A 22,917-nucleotide genomic window follows, 5' to 3' on the forward strand; every position below is an offset into this window, starting at 1 on the left:
TTGGCATGGCGAACATGTTTGCCCTGATCCTGGTCATCGCTACACTGGTGACGGGTCTGTTGTGGTGCCTCGATAAATTTATCTTTGCGCCAAAACGTCGTGATCATCAGGCCGCTGCTCTGGCAGCGACTGGCGACCAGTTGGACAAAAAAACGCTGAAAAAAGTTGGCCCGAAACCCGGCTGGCTGGAAACAGGCGCTTCGGTATTCCCGGTACTGGCCATTGTGCTGGTGGTTCGCTCATTTATTTATGAGCCCTTCCAGATCCCTTCGGGGTCAATGATGCCGACCCTGCTGATTGGCGATTTTATCCTGGTGGAGAAGTTTGCTTACGGCATTAAAGATCCGATTTATCAGAAAACGCTAATTGAAACCGGTCATCCGAAACGGGGCGATATCGTCGTCTTCAAATATCCGCAAGATCCGAGCCTGGATTATATTAAACGTGCGGTGGGTTTACCGGGTGATAAAGTCACTTACGATCCGATCGCTAAACAGATCACCATTCAGCCAGGCTGTAGTTCTGGCCAGGCCTGCGGAAATGCTCTGCCGATAACCTATTCCAACGTTGAGCCGAGCGATTTCGTACAGACTTTCTCTCGTAGCAATGGCGGTGAAGCGAGTAGCGGTTTCTGGCAGTTGCCAAAAGGCGAAACTAAGGCTGACGGTATCCGGCTGACGGAACGCAAAGAGACGCTGGGCGACGTCACGCACAGTATTCTGACCGTGCCGATTGCGCAGGACCAGGTGGGGATGTATTACCATCAGTCCGGCTTGCCGCTGGCGACCTGGATCGTTCCGCCGGGGCAATATTTCATGATGGGCGACAACCGTGATAACAGCGCTGACAGCCGTTATTGGGGCTTTGTGCCGGAAGCCAATCTGGTGGGTAAAGCGGTCGCAATCTGGATGAGCTTCGAAAAACAGGAAGGTGAGTGGCCTACCGGAGTCCGTTTATCCCGTATCGGCGGCATCCATTAATTTCCCGCTCTTATTCACGCTGCCGCGGTAATAACGGCAGCGTGAATTATTTAAGATTTAAATCTTGCCAAACTAACGACATCCCTTGTTGTTGCGTATAGAATATCCCCCCGAAGTTTTAGGTTGTCTTTCGTAAGATTGACACAGCACACGAAACCGCGTTGGTTGTTACTCAGGTCGGTTTCGTGTGCTGCATTTTTGACGCATTTATCTATTGGTAACGCATGAACCCCATCGTAATTAATCGGCTTCAACGAAAGCTGGGCTACACTTTTCATCATCAGGATCTGTTGCAACAGGCATTAACTCACCGCAGTGCCAGCAGCAAACACAATGAACGTCTGGAGTTTTTAGGCGACTCAATATTGAGTTTTGTGATCGCAAACGCGCTCTATCATCGTTTTCCACGTGTGGATGAAGGCGATATGAGCCGTATGCGCGCGACGCTGGTGCGAGGTAATACGCTGGCGGAGATTGCTCGCGAATTTGAGCTAGGTGAATGTCTGCGTCTTGGACCGGGTGAATTGAAAAGCGGAGGTTTTCGCCGTGAATCCATCCTGGCGGATACCGTTGAAGCTTTAATTGGCGGGATTTTCCTCGACAGCGATATTCAGAACGTGGAGCGCCTGATTCTCTCCTGGTACCAAAGCCGTCTGGACGAAATTAGTCCGGGTGATAAGCAAAAAGATCCGAAGACCCGCTTGCAGGAGTACCTGCAGGGGCGTCACCTGCCGCTACCGTCTTACCTGGTTGTCCAGGTTCGCGGCGAGGCGCACGATCAGGAATTTACTATCCACTGCCAGGTTAGCGGCCTGAGTGAACCGGTGGTTGGCACGGGTTCTAGCCGCCGTAAGGCGGAGCAGGCTGCCGCCGAACAGGCGCTGAAAAAGCTGGAGCTGGAATGAGCGAAGAAAAAAACTACTGCGGATTTATTGCCATCGTTGGTCGTCCTAACGTGGGTAAATCCACTCTGCTGAATAAGCTGCTCGGGCAAAAGATCTCTATCACTTCCCGTAAAGCCCAGACTACGCGTCACCGCATTGTCGGTATTCATACCGAAGGTCCATATCAGGCAATCTATGTCGATACTCCCGGTCTGCATATGGAAGAAAAGCGCGCCATTAACCGCCTGATGAACAAAGCGGCCAGCAGCTCTATCGGCGACGTTGAGCTGGTTATCTTCGTGGTTGAAGGTACCCGCTGGACACCAGACGACGAGATGGTGCTCAACAAGCTGCGTGACGGTAAAGCGCCGGTGATTCTGGCGGTGAACAAAGTCGATAACGTACAGGAAAAAGCGGATCTTCTGCCGCACCTGCAGTTTCTCGGTAGCCAGATGAATTTTCTCGATATTGTGCCGATCTCCGCGGAAACCGGGCTGAACGTGGATACTATCGCCGGGATCGTGCGCAAGCATCTGCCGGAGGCTATCCATCATTTCCCGGAAGATTACATCACCGATCGCTCCCAGCGCTTTATGGCTTCCGAGATCATCCGTGAAAAACTGATGCGTTTCCTCGGGGCTGAACTGCCGTATTCCGTTACTGTCGAAATTGAGCGCTTCGTGTCTAACGAACGCGGCGGCTACGATATCAACGGCCTGATTCTGGTTGAGCGTGAAGGGCAGAAGAAGATGGTGATTGGCAATAAAGGCGCCAAAATCAAAACCATCGGTATCGAAGCGCGTAAAGACATGCAGGAGATGTTCGAAGCGCCGGTTCACCTGGAGCTGTGGGTGAAAGTGAAATCCGGCTGGGCCGATGACGGACGCGCGTTGCGCAGTCTCGGTTACGTCGACGATCTCTGAGTTGGATACGCTATGGCTTTCCGGGAGCCGGAAAAAACGCGCGGGGTTTTGAACAGCGCTTGCGCTGACTCGGTCAGCACCGGATCCGGGGAGTATACTGTCGTTTGCAGTGGCGGAAAGCGGGCGCAACCCGTCTGTCGGCAACGTAAAAGACGGCAAATATGATGGACGGCTGGCAGCGCGCTTTTGTTCTGCATAGTCGACCCTGGAGCGAAAGCAGCCTGATGCTGGACGCCTTCACGGAAGAGTCAGGGCGCGTACGCCTTGTCGCTAAAGGCGCACGTTCTAAACGCTCCAGTCTTAAAGGCGCGCTTCAGCCTTTCACTCCCTTACTGCTCCGCTTTAGCGGGCGCGGCGAAGTCAAAACGTTGCGCAGCGCGGAGGCCGTTTCCCTGGCGCTGCCGCTTAGCGGTATCACGCTTTACAGCGGGCTTTACGTTAACGAACTGCTTTCCCGCGTGCTGGAGCACGAAACGCGCTTCTCTGAACTCTTCTTTGATTATCTGCACTGTATTCAGTCTCTGGCCGGCGCGAGCGGCTCGCCGGAACCGGCGCTGCGTCGTTTTGAACTGGCGCTGCTTGGGCACCTGGGCTACGGCGTTGATTTTCTGCACTGCGCCGGGAGCGGGGAACCGGTTGACGACACCATGACCTATCGCTACCGTGAAGAGAAAGGTTTTATCGCCAGTGTGGTTATTGATAACAACACCTTTACCGGGCACCATCTTAAGGCGCTGGCGAGCCGGGAATTTCCTGACGGCGACGCCCTGCGCGCGGCAAAACGTTTCACCCGTATCGCCCTGAAGCCCTATCTTGGCGGAAAACCGTTAAAGAGTCGGGAGCTGTTTCGCCAGTTTATGCCCGCGCGGGCGGCGCGTGCCGATAAACCAAATAACGATTAATGAGGATTGTCATGGCTGAATTACTGTTAGGGGTCAATATTGACCACATTGCGACATTACGCAACGCGCGCGGCACCGCTTATCCGGACCCGGTACAGGCGGCTTTTATCGCTGAGCAAGCCGGCGCCGATGGTATTACCGTTCATTTACGTGAAGATCGCCGACATATTACCGATCGTGATGTTCGTATTCTGCGCCAGACCCTTGATACGCGCATGAATCTGGAAATGGCGGTAACGGAAGAGATGCTGAATATTGCCTGTGAGGTTAAACCCCATTTCTGCTGCCTGGTGCCGGAAAAACGCCAGGAAGTAACCACCGAAGGCGGGCTGGATGTTGCTGGTCAGCCAGATAAAATGCGTGATGCCTGCAAACGTCTCGCCGATGCGGGGATCCAGGTGTCCCTGTTTATTGATGCTGATGAGGCGCAAATTAAGGCGGCAGCGGCGGTCGGCGCGCCCTATATCGAAATTCACACTGGCTGCTATGCCGACGCGGAAACGGACGCTGAGCAGGCAAAAGAGCTGGCGCGTATTGCTAAATCGGCAACCTACGCCGCCAGTCTGGGGTTGAAGGTCAATGCCGGTCATGGCCTTACCTATCATAACGTGAAAGCGATCGCGGCCCTGCCGGAAATGCACGAGCTGAACATCGGCCACGCCATTATTGGTCGCGCGGTGATGAGCGGCCTGAAAGAGGCGGTTGCTGAAATGAAGCGTCTGATGCAGGAAGCGCGTGCTTAATGGCTATTCTCGGGCTGGGTACTGACATTGTTGAAATTGTGCGTATTGAAGCCGTGATCGCCCGCAGCGGCGATCGCCTTGCTCGTCGGGTACTTAGCGATCATGAATGGGCGATATGGGAGCAGCACCAGCAGCCGGTTCGATTTCTGGCGAAGCGCTTTGCAGTTAAAGAAGCCGCGGCGAAGGCGCTTGGCACAGGTATTCGCAATGGTCTGGCGTTTAATCAGTTTGAAGTTTACAACGACGAACTGGGAAAACCCAGGCTACGACTGTGGGGGGAAGCTAAGGATCTGGCGGAACGCATGGGGGTCGGCCATATTCACGTTACGCTGGCTGATGAGCGTCACTACGCGTGCGCCACGGTTATCGTTGAGAGTTAGATTTTATCGGCGTGATACAGTAAGACGAATTTATCCCATAGCTGCTCTTCGTTTTCCTGATGTGCCGGGTCCTTCAGAATGGTATTCGGGATCGGGCACACTTTCTGGCAGGTCGGCGTGTCATAATGACCCACGCATTCGGTGCAGTGGTCGCTATTAATTTCGTAAATGCTGTCACCCATGGATATCGCTTCGTTCGGACACTCCGGTTCGCACATATCGCAGTTGATGCATTTTTTGGTGATTAACAGCGCCATCAAGAAATTCTCAGAAACAACACAAACAGGGCGGGCATTATACGCCCATTATCTGCTCAGGCCAGCTCTTTTGCATCGCGCAGAAGCGCTCGCCGTCACACCAGCTTTTTCACCAGCGCTTCGCTGTGACGGATACGATCCGGAGCATGCTCAAGGTCCTGCTGGATGAGGCCCATAAACAGGAGGTCGGTGAGCATCATTTGCGCGCTGGTGGAGGAAATGGCGGCGCTGCGCGTAGCCTGCTCTTCAGCAATGGTATACAGACACAGGGTTGCCTGCTGTTGCAGCGCGTTAGGATTAAAGCCGGTGATCGCCAGAATCTGGCTCCCCACTCGTAATGCTTCACCGGCAGCCATATTGATTTCACGCCGTTCGCCAGAATAGGAGATCGCCACCAGCAGATCGTCCGACGACATCGCTTGTACCGTTGCCAGCAGAGCATGCATATCCTGTTCAGCAACGGCGTTAATGCCAATCTTCATCAGCTTCCAGCTAAAATTTCTCGCCACCAGCCCCGACGCGCCGATACCGGTAATAATAATCCGCCGGGCGTGACGCAATAGCGCAACGGCTTCCAGTAGTTTATCTTCAGTATTGACATCCAGCGACGCGTGCATTGCCGCGATATTGTCTTTAATCAGCTTTTCTCCCACCAGTTGCAGAGGATCATCGCCGCGAATTTGATTATGCACCGGTACGGATTGCGCGGTGCTACTGCTGGCCAGCGCTTCGCTTAACGCCAGCTTCAAGGCCGGAAAACCCTTGAATCCCATTTTCTGGGCGAATTTCACGACGCTTGACTGGCTGATACCGGCTTCGCCCGCCAGCTGCTGCGAGCTGAGGTGGCGGGTTTGATCCGGTTGAGCCAGAATAAAATCAGCCAGTTTTTTATCACTGGCGGCCAGCGAGGGGTAGCGCTGGCGGATACGGGTCAAACAGTTCATAGCGGCTCCGGAGGACAGCTTTTACCCTCGGCTGAAAGAATTTTGTATTCAATTATAAAAGGATTATCGCGAATTAAAAATTCTATGTCTCAGATTTTTCAGCAAAAGCATTTTCTTAATCCAGGCTCAACGACGGTCGATGTTTTCCCCGTATGCGGCCTGAGGCTGTTAATCTGTGAGTTATCGGAGCAATCGTTCAGGGGAGTGAGTTTTGAATAGCAGTATACGGCGGGTGGTTTTCTTTGATCTGGATGGAACGTTACATCAGCAGGATATGTTCGGCAGCTTCTTACGCTATGTTTTACGCCATCAGCCGTTGAATGCGCTGCTGGTGGTTCCTGCATTGCCGGTTATTGTTGCCGGACTGCTGTTAAACGGCCGTGCGGCGCGTTGGCCGATGAGCCTCCTCCTCTGGGCGGCGACCTTTGGGCGCCGCGAGATTCATCTTAAACGTCTTGAGGTTAATTTTGCCCATTGGTTTCGTCAGCGCGTCACGGCATTTCCGGTTGTGCAGGCGCGGCTGAATAACTATCTGACCAGTACCGATGCGGATGTCTGGTTGATTACCGGCTCGCCGCAGTCGCTGGTTGAACAGGTTTATGTTGATGCTGTATGGCTGCCGCGGGTGAATGTGCTTGCCAGTCGAATGGCTCGTCGTTATGGCGGCTGGGTGCTGACGGTACGCTGCCTTGGCAACGAAAAAGTGAGGCAACTGGAACAAAAAATCGGCGCGCCTTTACGCTTATATAGCGGCTATAGCGATAGCGAGCAGGATAACCCGCTGCTCTATTTTTGCCAGCACCGCTGGCGAGTCACGCCAAAGGGCGATCTGCAGCAGTTAGAATAGTGTGTAATACAGAGCGACCATGTATAATGCGCCCCGCTTTTTCCGCAGGAGTGTCCGCTTTGTCTGACCATGAATTAAATGATGAATACTGGATGCATCACGCTCTGACGCTGGCGCAACGCGCGTGGGAAGAGGGGGAGGTGCCGGTCGGCGCGGTGCTGGTGCACAATCATCAGGTTATCGGTGAGGGCTGGAACCGGCCAATCGGCCGCCACGATCCGACTGCCCACGCTGAGATTATGGCGCTGCGTCAGGGGGGGTTAGTGCTGCAAAACTATCGCCTGATCGATGCGACGCTGTATGTGACCCTTGAGCCTTGTGTGATGTGCGCCGGGGCGATGGTGCACAGCCGTATTTCCCGGCTGGTATTCGGCGCCAGAGACGCTAAAACCGGCGCAGCCGGGTCGCTGCTTGATGTGTTGCACCATCCTGGAATGAATCACCGGGTCGAGATAACCGAAGGCATTCTGGCGGAAGCGTGCTCCGGCATGCTGAGCGACTTTTTCCGCTGGCGGCGCGAAGAGAAAAAGGCGCTAAAGAAAGCGAGCCAGTAGGTCAGGCGGTGCCCCGGAACAGGCACTATTACAGGATACTGCCTAATACCCCAGCCCCGGAATTTTCAATTTTGCGTTATCAACCAGGGCCTCGGCGCTAAGTTTGAAAAAGGGCATGGCAAACGGCTCTTCTTTATCCAGTTCATCCGGCATGACCGCCGGGTAGCTTTCGCCTATGGCCGCGACCTGCGCCTCTCTCCTTTCTTTTTCCGCAAGATAGCCCACGAGGCTAATATGGTATTTACGGATATTCTCGACGTAGGCGTAAGCTTCATGACCGCGCGCATAGCCGTATTTTAGCCGGCTGTAGTAGTTTTTCTGGCTCAGTAGCGGCAGGCGTTGCTTCACATCAGCCCAGCTATTGGGGTCGCCTTTTTGCTTTTTCGTCAGCGCCATGGCGTCAAGCATATGCGCATAGCCCATATTGTAAGCCGCCAGCGCAAACCAGATTCGCTCGTCCTGAGGAACGGCGTCCGGGACTTTACTCATCATGTCCTGTAAATAACGCATGCCGCCGTCGATGCTTTGCTCGGCATCAGTACGGTCGGTCAGGCCGAGGCTTTGCGCCGTATTACGGGTGAGCATCATTATTCCGCGAACGCCGGTCGGCGAGGTGGCCTGCGGATCCCAGTGTGACTCCTGCCAGGAAATAGCCGCCAGCAGTCGCCAGTCTATCTGCCGGGCATATTTTTCAAACATTGGCTGCAGTTCCGGGAGGACGTTTTCCACCGCGCGCAGAAAGGTCCGGGTATCGACGTAATCAAAATCGTTGCCGTGGCCGAGATATTTCTCTTCCAGGCGCGCGAGAGCGCCGTTTTCATTGATATTATTGAAAAAATCGAGCATTGCCGCCGACAGGGAATTATCCTCGCCCTTTTCGCTAAACCAGGTCACCGGTTGTTCGTCGCTGATATCCAGCGCCACGGCCAGCTCCGGATGGACGCGCTGAAAGCGGCTGATGGCCACCGAATCCGCGATGGTGTAGTCGAGCTTGCCATCAATGACCGCCTGCATCAGATCCGTTGTCCCGCGTTTATCGTCCACGCGCCAGGCGAGATCGGGGTATTTTTGCGCTTTTATTACCTGCAGATCGTTAATCGCTACATGTCCTGGCGCGATAACCAACTGCCCGGCGGTGAGATTTGCCAGGCTGCGCGGGCGCTGGCTACCGACGCGGTAAACCAGTTGCTGCGAAACAGAATAGTAGATTGGCCCGGTCTGATAGTTTTTCACCCGCTCAGCATTGTAGACCAGGCCGGCGGCCAGCATATCGGCTTTTCCCTCATCAAGGTCGTCGAATAGCTGGCTGATATTCTGTCGGACGGTGATTTTCAGCTTAACGCCGAGATAGTCGGCAAACTGCTGCGCCAGCTCATAGTCGAAACCGTAGGTCTTATTATTGATTGTCGCGAAGGTCATGGGCGAATTAATGGTACTGACGCGCAGTTCTCCGCGCGCGATAATCCCCGCCACGCGATTCTCTGGTTTCCCGGTCCACGGGATTGACGGCCACAGCGCAGCCGCCAGCAAAAGCGTGACAATGCCGATCAGCAGATAATTAATCTTGAGTTTTTTCAGATGGTTAATTTTCTGCAGCGTCCGGATCCTCAGCAGATTATGAGCGGAAAAAATAAAAGCCTGTTGTTGAATGAGCGGCATTTTGCTTAAGAATACGCCAGTTGGCAACTTATTCGCGAGACGGGGCACATTAATTGCGAAATGACGGCAAGTATTTTATTTCTACGCAAACGGTTTCGTCGTGACGCAGGATTCACTATAATGGCGCCCGTTTCCCCCCTGGCTCACCCTGAAAGCTTCGAAGACGAGAGACTTATGATGGAAATTTTTCGTGGTTCACCTGCACTGTCGGCATTCCGTATCAATAAACTGCTGGCACGTTTCCAGGCGGCCAACCTTCCGGTAAGCACGATATATGCCGAGTATGTTCATTTTGCCGATCTCAGCGCCCCGTTAAACGGCGACGATCGCGAGAAACTGGCCAGGTTGCTCAAGTATGGCCCGAACTTAAGCAGCCATGCCCCAACCGGTAAGCTACTGCTCGTCACTCCCCGTCCTGGCACCATCTCTCCCTGGTCTTCTAAAGCTACCGACATCGCCCATAACTGCGGTCTGTCCCAGATTGTGCGTCTGGAGCGCGGCGTCGCGTACTACGTTGAAGCCAGCAGCCTGAATGATGAACAATGGGCGCAGGTGGCGGCTGAACTGCACGACCGGATGATGGAAAGCGTATTCGATGTACTGGAAGCGGGGGAAAAACTGTTCGCCCACCATCAGCCAACTCCGGTGACCGGCGTCGATTTGCTGGGGCAGGGGCGTCAGGCGCTGATTGATGCCAACCTCCGTCTGGGGCTGGCCCTGGCGGATGACGAAATAGACTATCTGCAGGATGCCTTCCAGACGCTGGGGCGTAACCCGAATGATATTGAACTCTACATGTTCGCACAGGCCAACTCCGAGCACTGTCGACACAAGATTTTTAACGCCGACTGGGTTATTGATGGCGAACAGCAGCCGAAGTCGCTGTTCAAAATGATCAAAAACACCTTCGAGAAGACTCCTGATTATGTGCTGTCGGCCTATAAAGATAACGCTGCCGTGATGGAAGGTTCGGCGGTGGGGCGTTACTTTGCTGACCATGAAACCGGCCGCTATGACTTCCATCAGGAAGAGGCGCATATTCTGATGAAGGTTGAAACCCACAACCACCCGACGGCGATCTCTCCGTGGCCGGGGGCGGCTACCGGTTCCGGCGGCGAAATCCGCGATGAAGGCGCGACCGGTCGCGGGGCTAAACCGAAAGCAGGCCTGGTTGGTTTCTCCGTTTCCAACCTGCGTATTCCGGGATTTGAACAACCCTGGGAAGAGGATTTCGGCAAGCCGGAGCGTATTGTTACCGCGCTGGATATCATGACCGAAGGCCCTCTGGGCGGCGCGGCCTTTAATAACGAATTTGGGCGCCCGGCGCTGAACGGTTATTTCCGTACCTATGAAGAGAAAGTGACCAGCCATAACGGCGAAGAGCTGCGCGGCTATCACAAGCCCATTATGCTGGCGGGCGGTATCGGCAACATTCGCGGCGAACACGTGCAGAAGGGCGAAATCGTGGTTGGCGCGAAGCTGATTGTCCTCGGGGGCCCGGCGATGAATATTGGTCTCGGCGGAGGCGCGGCTTCCTCAATGGCTTCCGGTCAGTCTGATGCGGATCTGGATTTTGCGTCCGTACAGCGCGACAACCCGGAAATGGAGCGCCGCTGCCAGGAAGTGATCGACCGCTGCTGGCAACTGGGCGACGCTAACCCGATTCTGTTTATTCACGATGTTGGCGCGGGCGGTTTGTCGAATGCGATGCCGGAACTGGTCAGCGATGGCGGCCGCGGCGGTAAATTCCAGTTGCGTGACATCCTTAGCGATGAGCCGGGCATGAGCCCGCTGGAAATCTGGTGTAACGAATCTCAGGAACGCTATGTTCTGGCGGTAGCCCCGGAGCAGTTGCCGTTGTTTGATGAGCTGTGCCGTCGCGAGCGCGCGCCGTACGCGGTCATCGGTGAAGCGACTGAAGAGCAGCACCTGAGCCTCAGCGATAGCCACTTTAACGATCGACCGATTGATCTGCCGCTGGACGTACTGCTGGGCAAAACGCCGAAAATGACCCGCGATGTGCAGTCTCTGAAAGCCCAGGGCCAGAATCTGGAACGTCAGGGTATCACCATTGCCGACGCGGTGAATCGTGTACTGCATCTGCCGACCGTGGCGGAGAAAACGTTCCTGGTCACTATTGGCGACCGCACCGTAACCGGCATGGTTGCGCGGGATCAGATGGTCGGCCCGTGGCAGGTTCCGGTTGCCAACTGCGCGGTAACCACTGCCAGCCTCGACAGCTACTACGGTGAAGCCATGTCAATCGGCGAACGCGCGCCGGTCGCGCTGCTGGATTTTGCCGCTTCCGCCCGTCTGGCGGTAGGCGAGGCGCTGACCAACATTGTCGCCACGCAGATTGGCGCGCTTAACCGCGTGAAGCTGTCGGCAAACTGGATGGCCGCAGCCGGTCATCCGGGGGAAGACGCTGGCTTATATGAGGCGGTAAAAGCGGTTGGCGAAGAGCTTTGTCCGGCTCTGGGGCTGACGATTCCGGTGGGTAAAGATTCGATGTCGATGAAAACCCGCTGGCAGGAAGGGGCTGAACAGCGTGAAATGACCTCTCCGCTGTCGCTGGTGATTTCCGCTTTTGCCCGCGTGGAGGACGTGCGCCGCACCGTGACGCCGCAGCTCTCCAGCGAAGAGAACGCCCTGCTGTTGATTGATCTGGGCAAGGGGAATAATGCGCTGGGCGCAACCGCGCTGGCGCAGGTTTATCGCCAGCTCGGGGATGTCACCGCAGACGTTCGCGACGTTGCACAACTGAAAGGCTTCTGGGACGCAATGCAGACGCTGGTGGCGGAGGATAAGCTGCTGGCCTGGCATGACCGTTCCGATGGCGGCCTGCTGGTGACGCTGGCTGAAATGGCGTTTGCCGGTCACTGCAGCGTCAATGTTGATATCGCCGCGCTTGGCGCTGACCATCTGGCGGCGCTGTTTAATGAAGAGCTGGGCGGCGTAATTCAGGTTCGTGCAGCCGATCGCCAGGCGGTTGAAGCGCTGCTGGTGGCAAATGGGCTGGCGGATTGCGTTCATTATCTGGGCCAGGCGACGGCGGGCGACCGCTTTGTTATTTCGGCGGATGACCGTGTGGTATTTAGCGAAAGTCGTACCACCCTGCGTACCTGGTGGGCAGAAACCACCTGGCAGATGCAGCGTCTGCGTGATAACCCGGAGTGTGCTGACCAGGAGCACGATGCGAAAACTAACGATGCCGATCCGGGCCTTAACGTGAAGCTCTCCTTCGACATCAATGACGATATTGCTGCTCCCTATATTGCTACCGGCGCACGTCCGAAGGTTGCGGTGCTGCGTGAGCAGGGCGTTAACTCACACGTTGAAATGGCGGCGGCGTTCCATCGCGCAGGCTTTGACGCTATCGACGTACATATGAGCGATCTGCTGGCGGGCCATACCGGTCTTGCGGATTTCCAGGCCCTGGTGGCCTGTGGCGGCTTCTCCTACGGCGATGTGTTAGGCGCAGGCGAAGGCTGGGCGAAATCGATTCTGTTTAATGAGCGCGTGCGCGACGAGTTTGCCACCTTCTTCCATCGTCCGCAGACGCTGGCGCTGGGGGTGTGCAACGGTTGTCAGATGATGTCAAATCTGCGCGAGCTGATCCCCGGCAGTGACCTGTGGCCGCGCTTTGTACGCAACCAGTCTGACCGTTTTGAAGCGCGCTTCAGCCTGGTTGAAGTGACCCAAAGCCCGTCGCTGCTGTTGCAGGGCATGGTCGGGTCGATGATGCCAATTGCCGTTTCTCACGGTGAAGGGCAGGTGGAAGTCCGTGATGGCGCGCATCTGGCGCAGCTTGAGAGCAAAGGTCTGGTGGCGCTGCGCTTCGTGGATAACTTCGGTCAGGTCACGGAAAACTATCCGGCTAACCCGAATGGTTCGCCGAACGGTATCACCGCCGTGACCAGCGAAAGCGGGCGCGCCACGATCATGATGCCGCACCCGGAGCGTGTTTTCCGTACCGTGTCGAACTCCTGGCACCCGGAAAACTGGGGTGAAGACAGCCCGTGGATGCGTATTTTCCGCAATGCGCGTAAACAACTGGGTTAAGTCTTCAGGTTATTGAGCGTGAATTGCCCGGAGGAACGCGCAATTCTGCTCCGCGGGTAAACTTCATCAAGCCTCCTGCGACTGCAGGGGGCTTTTCTGTATCTGGTGGCCGTTGGCAAGGGTGTCGGGAATCGCCGACAAATGCCTTATAGCGGTGTCGCTAAAAGGAGACACTTAACTAATTGATTTTAAATGGTATAAAAAAATCGCTTATTCGGTGTTGCTGATTAGCGACACTTTGTGCAAATGATGTTCACTATCATTACGCACTGAAGCTGTTAAATATTCCTTATTTATCATTGAATTAATAAATATCTTTGTGATATGGCACGCTTCGTGCATAATTACCGTCAGTGGCTCATTCACCTTCTTATGTCAGCCCCTTCGGGACGCGCTACATAAACTTCGAATGACGCACAAACAGGTGCCTGCCGTCCAACTCCTGATAATAGCGACGCTTTATCAGTCATCGGGCGAAACGTCGAGTTAGGCACCGCCTCATTTCTTAATAAAGCCAGGTTGTTTACAGCCTGGCTTTATTATATTCGTTATCGTCTGCGCGACAGGCTTTCTCCGGCGCCGGTGTAAACGCGGCTCAGAACACCGTGTGTTTTGACCTGTAACATGAAATCCATAGCGTATATCGGGCATTTTCGGGGTAGCATCGTAATGTGCCAATGAGTGAGACGATATCCTTGAAGCGACTCTCCCTTTTTCCCCGTTCGTTGCGTCAGCTGGTTATGCTGTCGTTCGTGCTGATCCTGCTCCCGCTGTTGGTGCTGGCATGGCAGGCGTGGCAGAGCCTCAACGCGCTCAGCGCGCAGGCGGCGCATATCAACCGTACCACCCTTATCGATGCCCGCCGTAGTGAGGCGATGATCAATGCTTCTCTGGAGATGGAGCGCAGCTACCGACAATACTGCGTGCTGGACGACCCGACGCTGGCGCGGGTCTATCAAAATCAGCGTAAACGCTACAGTGAAATGCTTGAGGCTCATGCGGGCGTTCTGCCGGACGAAAAAATCTGGCAGGCGTTGCGTCGGGATCTTGACGATCTGGCGGATCTTCAGTGCAAAAATAGCGGTCCGGCGGCGAAATCCGCCGCCAGTCTGGAGGCGTTTGCCTCAGCCAATAGCGATATGGTCCAGGCGACTCGCGCGGTAGTCTCTTCTCGTGGACAACAGCTGCAGCAAGAAATTGCCGAGCGCGGCCAGTTTTTTGGCTGGCAGGCGCTGGTGCTGTTTCTGCTGAGCCTTGCGCTGGTCCTGCTTTTCACTGGCATGATTATCGGCCCGGTGAAAGGCATCGAAAGAATGATTAACCGACTGGGCGAGGGGAAATCGTTGGATGATGCCGCGCTGTTTACCGGCCCGCGAGAATTGCGTTCGGTCGGGAAACGCATTATCTGGCTGAGTGAGCGTCTCGCCTGGCTCGAATCCCAGCGCCATCAGTTCTTGCGCCATCTCTCCCATGAGCTGAAAACGCCGCTGGCCAGCATGCGCGAAGGGACAGAGTTGCTCGCCGACCATGTGGCCGGGCCGCTGACGCCGGAACAGCGGGAGATCGTCGAGATTCTCGATAGCAGCAGCCGAAATTTACAAAAATTGATTGAACAATTACTCGATTACAACCGTAAACAGGCTGATGTCCCGGTTGCTCGCGAGGTAATAGATCTGCGCGAACTGGTGGAGAATGTGGTTTCCGCCCATAACCTGCCGGCAAGAGCTAAAATGATGCATACCGAACTGTCGCTTACCGCGCGTTTTTGCCTGGCAGAACCGGCGCTGTTAGTGAGCGTTCTGGATAATCTCTACTCCAATGCGGTGCACTATGGGGCTGAATCCGGTAACATTCGTATTCATAGCTATCGGCGCGATGAGCAGGTGTGCATTGACGTCATTAATGATGGCGAGCCGATCCCGCCAGCTGAGAGAAACATGATTTTCGAGCCTTTTTATCAGGGAAGCCACCAGCGTAAAGGGGCAGTAAAAGGCAGCGGCCTGGGGCTGAGCATTGCTCGCGACTGTGTGCGGCAAATGCAGGGCGAGCTAAGCCTGGTAGATGATAACTCAGGGCTTGTCTGTTTCCGTATTACGCTGCCCGCCGCTGAGGCTGAAAAAAATAACGTATAACTATCGGGTGAATATGTCCCACTTCTTCGTATTTGTCCGTTCCCTCAGGGAATGGCTGCTGCCGGGTCTTTCCTGCCTGGCGCTGGCGGGCTGCTCCGCCTTCACATCATCACATAGCGCGGATGACAAAACGCGTTTTGCGCTACCGCAGCAGCAGGTTGCTGATTTTCTGGCTGTCGAGTGCGCCGACATCTGGGCGCTGCAAAATGAGGTCAGCGATAAAAATCCACTTTACTGGCTGCGGGGAATTGATTGCGCGGAGCGCCTTGCCCCGGAGCAGGCGCGTGCGGAAGCCCGGCGGCACAATGACGACAGCTGGCAGGATGCCTTTAAGCGCGGCATTTTACTGGGCGATGCCAGAATCACGCCTGATGAACGCCGGGATATGCTGGCGCGTCTGGACAGCTTCAGCGTGCAAATTGACCCGCAGATTCGTCCGCTTTATCAGCTCTGGCGCGATGCTCAGAACCGGCAGATTCAGTTAATTGACCAGCGTTCCCGTTATGCCAGACTACAGCAGTCCAGCGATACGGAACTTGAGGCGTTGCGGCAGCAGGAACAGGCATTACGCAGCCAGCTCGAACTCACGACCCGCAAGCTGGAAAATCTGACGGATATTGAGCGTCGGCTTTCCAGCCGCAAGCCTGGGGGCAATTTTAATTCTGAAGGCGGGCATGGCGGCGATAAGGTGCCGGAGGTGATCCATGACGATCCGTAAACCGGCCCGCCTGCTATTAGTGGACGACGATCCGGGGCTGCTGAAGTTATTAGGAATGCGTCTTGTCAGCGAGGGATATAGTGTGCTCACCGCTGAGAGCGGCCCGGAAGCATTGCGTATTCTGGGGCGTGATAAAGTGGATCTGGTGATCAGCGACCTGCGGATGGATGAGATGGATGGTCTGCAGTTGTTCAGCGAGATCCAGAAGGCCCAGCCGGGGATGCCGGTGATCATTCTGACCGCTCACGGTTCTATTCCGGATGCTGTTGCCGCGACTCAGCAGGGGGTATTTAGCTTTCTCACCAAACCAGTCGACAAAGACGCGCTGTATAAAGCCATTGACGATGCCCTGGAACAGAGCGCGCCGACCACCGATGAGGGCTGGCGGCAGGCGATTGTTACCCGCAGTCCGTTGATGGAGCGCCTGCTGGAGCAGGCCGGGATGGTGGCGCAGTCGGACGTCAGCGTGCTGATTAATGGGCAAAGCGGTACCGGGAAGGAGATCGTCGCCCAGGCAATCCATAATGCCAGCCCACGCCGCGATAAACCATTCATCGCCATCAACTGCGGCGCGCTTCCTGAACAACTGCTGGAATCGGAACTGTTCGGCCACGCGCGCGGCGCGTTTACCGGAGCGGTGAGCCAGCGCGAGGGGTTATTTCAGGCTGCGGAAGGCGGAACGTTGTTTCTTGATGAAATCGGCGATATGCCGATGGCGTTACAGGTGAAGCTGCTGCGCGTCCTGCAGGAACGTAAAGTACGTCCGCTGGGCAGCAACCGTGATATTAATATTGATGTGCGTATTATTTCCGCCACCCATCGCGATCTACCGAAAGCGATGGTGCGCGGCGAATTTCGCGAAGATCTGTTTTACCGCCTGAACGTAGTGAATCTGAAAATTCCGCCGCTGGCGGCGCGCACTGAAGATATCCCGCTGCTGGCTAACCATCTGCTGCGTCAGTCTGCGGATCGACATAAACCGTTTGTCCGCGCTTTCTCCACCGATGCGATGAAGCGGCTGATGGCGGCGAAATGGCCGGGGAATGTGCGCCAGTTGGTGAACGTGATTGAGCAGTGCGTAGCGTTGACCTCTTCGCCGGTGATCAGCGATGCGCTGGTGGAGCAGGCCCTGGAAGGGGAAAATACTGCGCTGCCCACTTTTGTTGAGGCGCGTAATCAGTTTGAGCTGAATTATCTGCGCAAGTTGCTGCAAATTACTAAAGGCAACGTTACGCATGCGGCGCGGATGGCGGGGCGCAACCGCACTGAATTTTATAAGTTACTGTCACGCCACGAGCTCGACGCCAACGACTTTAAAGAGTAGCCCCGCAACATAACGCACGTTATGATACGGTTAGTGACCGGTTATGTGACTAAAACAGGAACACCATGAAAAAGATTGATGCGATTATTAAACCTTTCAAACTGGATGACGTGCGTGAAGCGCTGGCGGAAGTCGGCATCACCGGGATGACGGTAACGGAAGTGAAAGGCTTTGGCCGCCAGAAGGGACATACCGAGCTGTATCGTGGCGCTGAGTATATGGTGGATTTTCTGCCGAAAGTGAAAATCGAAATTGTGGTTACCGATGATATCGTTGACACCTGCGTAGATACCATTATCCGTACTGCGCAGACGGGCAAAATCGGCGACGGTAAAATATTTGTTTTCGATGTCGCGCGGGTGATTCGTATCCGTACCGGCGAAGAAGACGACGCGGCGATTTAAACGCAATTCAGGATTAGGCGCAGCGTGGCTAATCCTGAACATCCCATTAGTCTGTCGCCCCGGTCAGCGCCGCGCCGCCGGGGAATTTACCAATACGCAGCTATAGCACCTTATGCGGGCCGAAGCATTCGTAATGAATGTTATCGTGGTTTACTTCCAGTTCTACCAGCTGCTTCGCGACAAACTGCATAAATGCGACCGGGCCGCACAGATAGAACTGCATCTGCGGGTCGCTGAGCTTCTCCTCCAGCGCTGATAAATCCATCAAACCTTCGCTATCAAACGGTGTCGACCGGCGGTCAGCTTCACTTGGCGCGCGATACCAGACATGAGAAACGAACTTCGGCAGCGTTGCGCCCAGTGCTTTAACCTCGTCGGCGAAGGCATGAACCTCGCCGTTTTCTGCCGCATGGAACCAGTTAACCTGGGCCGGATGCTGCGTTTTCGCCAGTACATCCAGCATCGCCAGCATTGGCGTTTGGCCGACGCCGCCGGAGAGCAACGTGACCGGTGTTTCTGGCGCCACGTTGAGGAAAAAATCGCCCGCCGGTGCGGCCAGGTAAACCACGTCGCCTTCTTTGGCCGAATGATGCAGCCAGTTTGAAACCTGTCCGCCGTTTTCCCGTTTGACCGCAATGCGATAGCTTTTGCCATTGGGCTGGCGGGTCAGGGAATACTGGCGAATTTCCTGATGGGGAAAACCTTCCGGTTTCAGCCAGAGTCCCAGATATTGCCCTGGAGAGTATTCAGCCACCGGGCCGCCGTCGACCGGCTCAAATTCGAAACTGGTAATCAGCGCGCTGCGCGGGATTTTCTTTGCGATGCGAAATGCGCGGGTGCCTTCCCAGCCGCCGGTTTTGCCGGCGCTTTCACGGTAGATTTCCGCTTCACGGTGAATAAAAACGTTCGCCAGTACGCCATAGGCTTTGCCCCAGGCATCCAGCACTTGCTGACCCGGACTGAACATTTCGTCCAGCGTTGCTAACAGGTGGGAGCCCACGATGTTGTACTGCTCGGGTTTTATCTGGAAGCTAGTGTGCTTCTGGGCGATTTTCTCTACCGCGGGCAGCAGCGCAGGGAGATTCTCAAGATTGCTGGCGTAAGCGGCAATCGCGTTAAACAACGCTTCCCGCTGATCGCCGTTACGCTGGTTACTCATATTAAAAATTTCTTTGAGTTCCGGGTTATGCGTAAACATACGGTCATAAAAGTGAGCGGTCAGTTTGGGGCCAGTTTCAACCAGCAGGGGAATCGTGGCTTTCACCGTGGCGATGGTTTGCGCGTCGAGCATAGTGGCTTCCTTTACGTATTATTTAATTGATGTATTTTAAATGAATCTTATAAAGATAACCCTGCATTGTAAATGGTTCTGTAATACTTTCCTGAAAGCCGTTACAACATGAATTATTTGCATCACATAGCTGAAAAGAAATCCGTTGATAATTGCAGCGTCTTTATTGCTCAAAGCCTTGTGTAACGCCGAGCCAATCGTTTGCGTAAAATCCTTTGTCAAGACCTGTTATCACAGAATGATTCAGTTATACTGTGGGCCGTTGTCCAATCGGACCGCCTTTTAGGCCGAAATTTTATTGTTAGCTGAGTCAGGAGATGCGGATGTTAAAGCGTGAAATGAACATTGCCGATTATGATGCCGAACTGTGGCAGGCTATGGAGCAGGAAAAAGTACGTCAGGAAGAGCACATCGAACTGATCGCCTCCGAAAACTACACCAGTCCGCGCGTGATGCAGGCACAAGGGTCTCAGCTGACCAACAAATACGCTGAAGGATATCCGGGCAAGCGTTACTACGGCGGCTGCGAATACGTGGATATTGTTGAGCAACTGGCTATCGACCGCGCGAAAGCGCTGTTTGGCGCCGACTACGCTAACGTCCAGCCGCACTCGGGTTCTCAGGCTAACTTCGCGGTCTACACAGCGCTGCTGCAACCGGGCGACACCGTTCTGGGTATGAATCTGGCGCAAGGCGGCCACCTGACGCACGGTTCTCCGGTAAACTTCTCCGGTAAACTGTATAACATTGTGCCTTACGGCATTGATGAGTCCGGTAAAATTGACTACGAAGAGATGGCGAAGCTGGCTCAGACTCACAAACCGAAGATGATCATCGGCGGTTTCTCTGCTTATTCCGGCATCGTTGACTGGGCAAAAATGCGTGAAATTGCCGACAGCATTGGCGCATACCTGTTTGTGGATATGGCGCACGTCGCGGGTCTTATCGCCGCAGGCGTTTACCCGAACCCGGTTCCGCATGCTCACGTTGTGACCACCACCACGCACAAAACCCTGGCGGGTCCGCGCGGCGGCCTGATTCTGGCGAAAGGCGGTGACGAAGAATTGTACAAAAAACTGAACTCTGCCGTTTTCCCGAGTGCTCAGGGCGGCCCGCTGATGCATGTGATCGCCGGTAAAGCGGTGGCGCTGAAAGAAGCGATGGAACCGGAGTTCAAAGTCTACCAGCAGCAGGTGGCGAAAAACGCCAAAGCGATGGTGGAAGTGTTCCTGAACCGCGGTTACAAAGTGGTTTCCGGCGGTACGGAGAACCACCTGTTCCTGCTGGATCTGGTGGACAAAAACCTGACCGGTAAAGAAGCTGATGCCGCGCTGGGGCGTGCCAACATCACCGTCAACAAAAACAGTGTGCCGAACGATCCGAAGAGCCCGTTCGTCACTTCCGGTATCCGTATCGGCTCTCCGGCCATTACGCGTCGTGGCTTTAAAGAAGCGGAAGCTAAAGAGCTGGCAGGCTGGATGTGCGATGTGCTGGACAACATCAACGATGAAGCGGTTATCGAGCGCATCAAAGGTAAAGTGCTGGATATCTGCGCACGTTTCCCGGTTTATGCATAACCTTTAACCGTTAAGCTGTAACGAAGGCCGCGATTGCGGCCTTTTTTGCGTCTGTCTTACATAAGGTCTATGCTCTGGTCGTGTCTCGTCCGGGCTTAACGCAACGTTTGCAGTTGTTCCTCCACATACAGATAGCCAATCCCCATAAGTTGCTGCGCACGGGTGAGTTTGCCAAAGCCGATTTGGGTGGCGTGCGCTTGCGCCCTGTCGGCAGTGAGAGACATCTTGCATGCACCTGACTTTATCGCCAGACTATCGCCTCCATTCAGGAGGGAATCATGGTTTTGCACTCCACGCGCTGGCTGGCGCTTAGTTATTTTACCTACTTTTTTAGCTACGGCATCTTCCTGCCTTTCTGGAGCGTCTGGCTCAAAGGCCTCGGACTTACGCCGGAAACTATCGGCCTGTTGCTTGGCACCGGGCTGGTGGCGCGTTTTCTCGGTAGTTTGTTCATCGCTCCACGGGTGAGCGATCCATCCCGACTGATTTCTGCGTTGCGTATTCTGGCTCTGCTCACGCTACTCTTTGCCATCGCCTTCTGGATGGGGACGAATGTCGCCTGGCTCATGGTGGTGATGGTTGGTTTTAACCTCTTTTTTTCCCCACTGGTGCCGCTGACCGATGCGCTGGCGAATACCTGGCAGAAGCAGTTCCCCCTGGACTACGGACGTGTGCGTTTATGGGGATCGATTGCCTTTGTGATTGGTTCCGCGCTGACCGGTAAGCTGGTGAGTTTGTTTGACTATCGGGCGATACTGACGATGCTCAGTCTTGGTATCGCCTCAATGCTTCTTGGTATGCTGCTGAAACCGTCGGTGATGCCACAGGGGGGAGTCCGTCAGCAGGAAACGGCGGGACTACCTGCCTGGTTGACGCTGGTACGACAAACCTGGCCTTTCCTGGTTTGCGTCAGCCTGTTGCAGGGAGCGCATGCCGCCTACTACGGATTTAGCGCCATCTACTGGCAGGAGGCTGGTTACTCCGCTTCCGCTGTCGGTTATCTGTGGTCGTTGGGCGTGGTGGCGGAAGTGGTGATTTTCGCGCTGAGCAAAAAAGTTTTCCGTCGCTTCAGCGCCCGCGATTTATTGCTGCTATCAGCTGTGTGTGGGCTGATTCGCTGGTCGCTGATGGGATGGACCACGGCGCTGCCGTGGCTTATCGTCGTGCAGATCCTGCATTGCGGAACTTTTACGGTTTGCCACCTGGCGGCAATGCGCTATATCTCCGCTCGGCAGGGTAGCGAGGTGATCCGTCTGCAGGCGGTCTATTCCGCTATCGCGATGGGGGGCAGTATTGCGGTTATGACGGTATTTGCCGGATTCCTCTATCAGCACCTGCATCAGGGCGTCTTCTGGGTGATGGCGCTGGTGGCATTACCCGCGCTGGTGGTGCGGCCAAAAGCGGTAGTTTAGGTTTCGAGCATTTTACAAATCTGCTGCCGCTGATGATCGCTGAACGCTTCTTCGGCATGAAACAGTGTGGGGGGGTGTTCTTTTTTGCATAGGTAAAGGTAGGAATGAAACCAGCGCGACGCCAGAAACAGCGCGGCTTTGAGAGGATATTACAGCTTTTGCATAGATTTTCTGAGATTGCAAAAAACGGGCTAAAAATGCGGTCTTTTTTGCATAGGTATATTGCTTTTATATCGCCTTTTTAAAACCTTTTTAAGCACGTAACAAACTTGCATGTCGAATAGTGTTTTAAGTCAATTCTTAGCCCGTATTTCTGGTTAGTCTCTCAAGCTGGGCGTGTTCCGATCTCTCAACTTCTGCCAAAATCTCTCTGACTCTTGCATCCGGTAGAGCGGATAGTAAAACCGCCGTTTTTTTCACCGTTGGGTGAGCATGTGCAATCTTGAGCATATCCTCATCCAAAAGTAAAAGCGCAGTTTCTACACCTTTCCTTGCTAGTATTTCTGCTATCTTTAGTTTCTCTTCCTCACTCAAAAACTCAAATAAAGCCAATAACTTACGGTCTCCATTGTAAATAGGCGCCTCGTTGCCTTCTTGCGTTGATGGCATTGATTGAGCCTCATTGATACCTGCACCGCCTTTGTTTGTGTTGTTTTTGGTGAAATCGGTATTTTCATGTAATAACCAATCGATGGTTACACCCTCCACACTTGCAATTTTTAGGAGCTGACTTCGTCTCGGTATGGGTGGGACTTCCTTATTTTTAAAATAGCTATTCAGCGTATTTAGGTTGAACCCCCAAGCTCTAGCTGCTGCGCTTCGTGAAGGATAGCGATCAATCAATCTCGATATGTTCTCGATGACAGGTTCTTTTCTACCCCTTTCTATTGAACCTTTTGGCACTTTTGACATTGTAGGTGATAT

20 protein-coding genes and 1 pseudogene are annotated in these 22,917 nt (G+C 54.4%); 15 read left to right on the forward strand and 6 right to left on the reverse strand.

All coding sequences use genetic code 11. The features are described 5' to 3' along the window. Nucleotides 1-5: 5 nt before the first annotated feature. From lepB to acpS, 6 genes are all read left to right on the forward strand, one after another. The gene (lepB, locus tag ABK821_RS18445) at nt 6-980 is read left to right on the forward strand and encodes a signal peptidase I (protein WP_138361014.1); all 975 of its coding nucleotides are present in this window, start codon (nt 6-8) and stop codon (nt 978-980) included. Between the two features lie 224 nt (nt 981-1,204). Continuing rightward, nucleotides 1,205-1,885, forward strand: a complete 681-nt coding sequence (gene rnc, locus ABK821_RS18450; RefSeq protein WP_138361015.1) for a ribonuclease III — start codon at nt 1,205-1,207, stop codon at nt 1,883-1,885. Beyond that, the gene (era, locus tag ABK821_RS18455; RefSeq protein WP_395034019.1) at nt 1,882-2,787 is read left to right on the forward strand and encodes a GTPase Era; all 906 of its coding nucleotides are present in this window, start codon (nt 1,882-1,884) and stop codon (nt 2,785-2,787) included. Before rnc ends, era begins: the two co-directional genes overlap by 4 nt. 164 nt (nt 2,788-2,951) lie before the next feature. Beyond that, nucleotides 2,952-3,689 (forward strand): DNA repair protein RecO, encoded by a 738-nt coding sequence (gene recO / locus ABK821_RS18460; RefSeq protein ID WP_138361134.1) that lies wholly within the window; start codon nt 2,952-2,954, stop codon nt 3,687-3,689. An 11-nt stretch (nt 3,690-3,700) separates the two neighbouring features. Then, nucleotides 3,701-4,432, forward strand: a complete 732-nt coding sequence (pdxJ, locus tag ABK821_RS18465) for a pyridoxine 5'-phosphate synthase (RefSeq protein WP_138361017.1) — start codon at nt 3,701-3,703, stop codon at nt 4,430-4,432. Continuing rightward, nucleotides 4,432-4,812: a holo-ACP synthase gene (gene acpS, locus ABK821_RS18470; protein WP_138361018.1), complete on the forward strand. Its 381-nt coding sequence runs from the start codon at nt 4,432-4,434 to the stop codon at nt 4,810-4,812. Before pdxJ ends, acpS begins: the two co-directional genes overlap by 1 nt. On the opposite strand, the gene ABK821_RS18475 is transcribed toward acpS, so the two are convergent. After that, nucleotides 4,809-5,069 (reverse strand): YfhL family 4Fe-4S dicluster ferredoxin, encoded by a 261-nt coding sequence (locus ABK821_RS18475; protein ID WP_395034020.1) that lies wholly within the window; start codon nt 5,067-5,069, stop codon nt 4,809-4,811. The genes acpS and ABK821_RS18475 overlap by 4 nt on opposite strands. A gap of 95 nt (nt 5,070-5,164) precedes the next feature. After that, entirely contained in the window at nt 5,165-6,013 is an 849-nt protein-coding gene (locus tag ABK821_RS18480) for a MurR/RpiR family transcriptional regulator (protein ID WP_343178792.1), read from the reverse strand. A gap of 211 nt (nt 6,014-6,224) precedes the next feature. Between ABK821_RS18480 and yfhb the strand changes: the two genes are divergently transcribed. Beyond that, nucleotides 6,225-6,860: a phosphatidylglycerophosphatase C gene (gene yfhb / locus ABK821_RS18485; protein WP_138361021.1), complete on the forward strand. Its 636-nt coding sequence runs from the start codon at nt 6,225-6,227 to the stop codon at nt 6,858-6,860. A gap of 59 nt (nt 6,861-6,919) precedes the next feature. Then, nucleotides 6,920-7,414 carry a tRNA adenosine(34) deaminase TadA gene (gene tadA, locus ABK821_RS18490; protein ID WP_206665973.1) on the forward strand — a complete coding sequence of 165 codons (495 nt, stop codon included), beginning with the start codon at nt 6,920-6,922 and terminating at the stop codon, nt 7,412-7,414. A gap of 42 nt (nt 7,415-7,456) precedes the next feature. Here tadA and mltF read toward each other — a convergent pair whose 3' ends face one another. Then, entirely contained in the window at nt 7,457-9,073 is a 1,617-nt protein-coding gene (mltF, locus tag ABK821_RS18495) for a membrane-bound lytic murein transglycosylase MltF (RefSeq protein WP_142502404.1), read from the reverse strand. A 174-nt stretch (nt 9,074-9,247) separates the two neighbouring features. Between mltF and purL the strand changes: the two genes are divergently transcribed. The 5 genes from purL (at nt 9,248) to glnB (ending at nt 17,713) form a co-directional block, all read left to right on the forward strand. Then, nucleotides 9,248-13,135, forward strand: a complete 3,888-nt coding sequence (gene purL / locus ABK821_RS18500; protein ID WP_343178790.1) for a phosphoribosylformylglycinamidine synthase — start codon at nt 9,248-9,250, stop codon at nt 13,133-13,135. A gap of 695 nt (nt 13,136-13,830) precedes the next feature. Next, nucleotides 13,831-15,267, forward strand: a complete 1,437-nt coding sequence (locus ABK821_RS18505; protein ID WP_343178789.1) for a HAMP domain-containing sensor histidine kinase — start codon at nt 13,831-13,833, stop codon at nt 15,265-15,267. A 13-nt stretch (nt 15,268-15,280) separates the two neighbouring features. Then, nucleotides 15,281-15,985 (forward strand): two-component system QseEF-associated lipoprotein QseG, encoded by a 705-nt coding sequence (qseG, locus tag ABK821_RS18510; RefSeq protein ID WP_343178788.1) that lies wholly within the window; start codon nt 15,281-15,283, stop codon nt 15,983-15,985. Beyond that, nucleotides 15,972-17,309: a two-component system response regulator GlrR gene (glrR, locus tag ABK821_RS18515; protein WP_343178787.1), complete on the forward strand. Its 1,338-nt coding sequence runs from the start codon at nt 15,972-15,974 to the stop codon at nt 17,307-17,309. The genes qseG and glrR overlap by 14 nt, the downstream gene beginning before the upstream one ends. A gap of 65 nt (nt 17,310-17,374) precedes the next feature. Further along, nucleotides 17,375-17,713, forward strand: coding sequence for a nitrogen regulatory protein P-II (gene glnB / locus ABK821_RS18520; RefSeq protein WP_002914032.1), 339 nt, complete (start codon nt 17,375-17,377; stop codon nt 17,711-17,713). 100 nt (nt 17,714-17,813) lie between these two features. Here glnB and hmpA read toward each other — a convergent pair whose 3' ends face one another. Next, a complete protein-coding gene (gene hmpA, locus ABK821_RS18525) occupies nt 17,814-19,004 on the reverse strand; it encodes an NO-inducible flavohemoprotein (protein WP_142502401.1) in 1,191 nt (396 codons plus the stop codon). A gap of 323 nt (nt 19,005-19,327) precedes the next feature. Here hmpA and glyA point away from each other — a divergent pair, with 323 nt between their 5' ends. Continuing rightward, entirely contained in the window at nt 19,328-20,581 is a 1,254-nt protein-coding gene (glyA, locus tag ABK821_RS18530; RefSeq protein ID WP_142502400.1) for a serine hydroxymethyltransferase, read from the forward strand. Nucleotides 20,582-20,676: 95 nt separating this feature from the next. Here glyA and ABK821_RS18535 read toward each other — a convergent pair. Continuing rightward, nucleotides 20,677-20,790 (reverse strand): annotated as a pseudogene (locus tag ABK821_RS18535) (hypothetical protein); the annotation flags it as partial. Between the two features lie 69 nt (nt 20,791-20,859). On the opposite strand from ABK821_RS18535, the gene ABK821_RS18540 reads away from it, so the two are divergent. Next, a complete protein-coding gene (locus ABK821_RS18540) occupies nt 20,860-21,993 on the forward strand; it encodes a 3-phenylpropionate MFS transporter (protein WP_138361029.1) in 1,134 nt (377 codons plus the stop codon). Nucleotides 21,994-22,293: 300 nt separating this feature from the next. Here the strand turns inward: ABK821_RS18540 and ABK821_RS18545 are convergent, their stop codons facing one another. Next, on the reverse strand, nt 22,294-22,905 hold the full coding sequence (locus ABK821_RS18545; protein ID WP_395034021.1) for a hypothetical protein: 612 nt from the start codon (nt 22,903-22,905) through the stop codon (nt 22,294-22,296). Nucleotides 22,906-22,917: the final 12 nt, after the last annotated feature.

This window comes from Klebsiella sp. KE9456 (assembly GCF_043832615.1).
GTDB lineage: Bacteria > Pseudomonadota > Gammaproteobacteria > Enterobacterales > Enterobacteriaceae > Klebsiella > Klebsiella indica.